Source organism: Alloalcanivorax balearicus MACL04, assembly GCF_025532145.1.
Lineage (GTDB): Bacteria > Pseudomonadota > Gammaproteobacteria > Pseudomonadales > Alcanivoracaceae > Alloalcanivorax > Alloalcanivorax balearicus.
Map to the genome: position 1 here is coordinate 1 of NZ_ARXS01000058.1, position 2,986 is coordinate 2,986.

General features: G+C 65.1%; 1 protein-coding gene. It reads left to right on the forward strand.

Annotated elements, in window-relative coordinates; genetic code table 11:
• Window positions 1-214: 214 nt before the first annotated feature.
• Window positions 215-2,935, forward strand: a complete 2,721-nt coding sequence (locus MA04_RS21605; RefSeq protein ID WP_262462819.1) for a response regulator — start codon at window positions 215-217, stop codon at window positions 2,933-2,935.
• The last annotated feature ends 51 nt before the right edge of the window (window positions 2,936-2,986 follow it).

The window sequence follows — 2,986 nt, forward strand, 5'->3', positions numbered from 1 at the left end:
CACGCTGGCACGCTGGCACGCTGGCACGAAGGTTCCCAGGCTAGGCAGCCCTGTCAACGCTTTTAATAACCAGCAAATGCGGCCTCTGACCGCCTCCTCATTCGCGTGCAAGCGTGTTGCGTGTCGGCGTGTATGCGGACAAGCCTCCCCCCGCCACTGGCAGCCACCGCTAACTCCGGCATAATGACCGCCACCGAATAGTAATAAGGCGAATATGGCCCGCTCCAGTCTGCGCACCCGCATCATGGCGATGACCGCCCTGCCCGCTCTGTTGGCGGCGCTGGTGGTCGGCGGCTATGCGCTGATCAATCGCATTCTGGAACTGCGCGTGGACGATGCGCTGCGCCAGCAATTGATCATCGACAGCTATGCCGCCCGGCTGGCCGCCCTGGAAGGGATGCCGGACACCTCGCGCGACCAGTTGCTGCGCGAGCTGCTGGAACAACCGGACGTCCGCGCCACCAGCCTCGCCGATCACCGTGCCGGCTGGCATTTGCACGCGGGGCCGCGGCTGCGGCCGGTGGAACGCAGCGAAACCAATGAGGTGGGCGGCGCCCGGCTGCTCACCGACTCCAGTTGGCAGCTGGTTCGCCCCCTGCCGGGCCGCCCCAATCAGCTGCTGACGGTGGAATTTTCCCGCCAGGGCCAGTACGTGGAAATCCTCGAATCCATGCTCACCATGTTCGGCGTGGTGATGCTGCTGATGGCGCTGGCGCTGATTCCCGCCTCGCGGCTGGCGGCCCAGGTCACCCTGCCCATCGGTGGCCTGCTGGATACCGTGCGGCGGGTCCGCGACGGCGATCTCAGCCCGCCGCCGAAGACCGGCGCCCTGGGCGAGCTGGCCGATCTGGAAGATGGGCTGCGCAATATGGTGGGCGCCCTGGACGATGCCCAGGCGGAGCTGCAGAAGAACGTGGATCAGGCCACCCAGGATTTGCGCGAAACCCTGGAAACCATCGAGATCCAGAACATCGAGCTGGACATGGCGCGCAAGGAAGCGCTCAAGGCCAGTCAGATCAAGTCCGAGTTCCTGGCCAACATGAGCCATGAGATTCGCACGCCGCTGAACGGCATCATCGGCTTCACCCGGCTGCTGGAACGCTCGGACCTGTCTCCCCGCCAGCAGGATTATCTGAACACCATCCGCAAGAGCGCCGAGGCGTTGCTGTCGATCATCAACGACATCCTCGACTTCTCCAAGATCGAGGCCGGGCGCCTGTCGCTGGAACACATTCCCCTCAACCTGCACGACATCATCGAGGACGTGCAGACCATGCTGGCGCCACTGGCCCAGGAGAAAGGCCTGGAACAGGCAGCGATCATCTATTCCGATCTGCCCTCCCACCTGCTCGGAGACCCGCTGCGCATCCGCCAGGTGCTCACCAACCTGGTCAGCAACGCGATCAAATTCACCGAGCACGGTTCGGTGGTGGTACGGGCCATGCTGGAAGAGCAGAAAGGCGCCGAGGCGGTGGTCAAGATCACCGTCACCGACACCGGCAACGGGCTCAGCGAGGACGTGCAGCGAAGCCTGTTCAACGCCTTCACCCAGGCCGACCAGAGCGCCAGCCGCAGGGCCGGCGGCACCGGGCTGGGGCTGGCCATCTCCAAGCGTCTGGTGGAAGGCATGGGCGGCGAGATCGGCATCGACAGCACCCCCAGCCAGGGCTCCACCTTCTGGTTCACGCTGCGCTGTGAACGCGATGTGGGCACCCGTCCGGAATCGCCGCCGGCGGAGCTGGCACGGCTGTCGGTAACGCTGGTGGAAGCCAGCGAGTACGCTCGCCTGGGTCTGTACCATATGTTTTCCGGCTGGCGTATGCGGATCAGCGAAATCCAGGGCATGGACGTACTGGATTCACACCTGGCGGCGGAGAATCTGCCGCAAACCGATTTCTATGTGGTCGGCGTGCCGGCCATGACCCGGGACCCGGTGGGCCTGGCCCCGCTGATCCAGCGGCTGGCGCGGCACAGTCAGGCACCGGTGCTGGTGCTGGCCAACAACGGCGACTATCTGGCGGACGAACTGGCCGACCAGCCCCATTGCCGGGTGCTGGGCAAACCCGCCACCCGCCGCCGCTTGCGCGATGCCCTGCTGGAATTGAGCGGCCTGGGCGGCGACCGCTCCCGCCACCAGGAATTGCTGACGCCCCTGGGCTGCCATCCGCGCGTGCTGGTGGTGGACGATCATCCCGGCAACCTCAAACTGGCGCGCATTTTTCTCGAAGAACTGGGCGCCCAGGTGGTGCCCTGCGCCGGTGGCCAGGAGGCCCTGGACGCGTTCAGCCAGGGCACCTTCGACCTGATTTTCATGGACGTGCACATGCCCGGCATGGACGGTCTGGAAACCACCCTGGCCCTGCGTGAGCGGGAAGGCGAAAGCCAGCGCACGCCGATCATCGCGCTCACCGCCCACGCCCTGGAAAACGAAAAGCGCGCCCTGCTGGCCGCCGGCATGGACGACTACCTGAGCAAACCGATCACCGAGGAGCAGCTTCGCCATACTCTGGAGCGCTGGGTTCTCGGTCGACAAAGCAGCACACCGGCGCAACCGGAAAACAAGACCGCTGACATCGACATCGAGCCGGACACCCCGGTGGTGGATGAGGAACTGGGCCGCAAACGCGCCGGCGGCCGCGACGCCCTGGCCCGGGACATGTTCGAGATGCTGCTCAACAATCTGGAACAGGACGGCCCCGGCATCCGTGACCTGGCGCAAAGCGGCGACCAGCAAGAGCTGCTGGAACGGGTCCACCGCCTCCACGGCGCCACCCGCTACTGTGGCACCCCCCGCCTGGAACAAGCCGCCCGCCGCCTCGAGGAAGGCCTCAAGGGCCACCAGCCGGACGCGCAGCTGGATACCTTGGTGGGGCAGTTATTGGAGGCGATTGAGCAGGTGCAAGAACATGGAAAGGCAGTGAATAGTGAACAGTGAACAGCGAAAAGCCAAAGGCGTGGACTGGCCCCATTTAAGTAGACACGGATT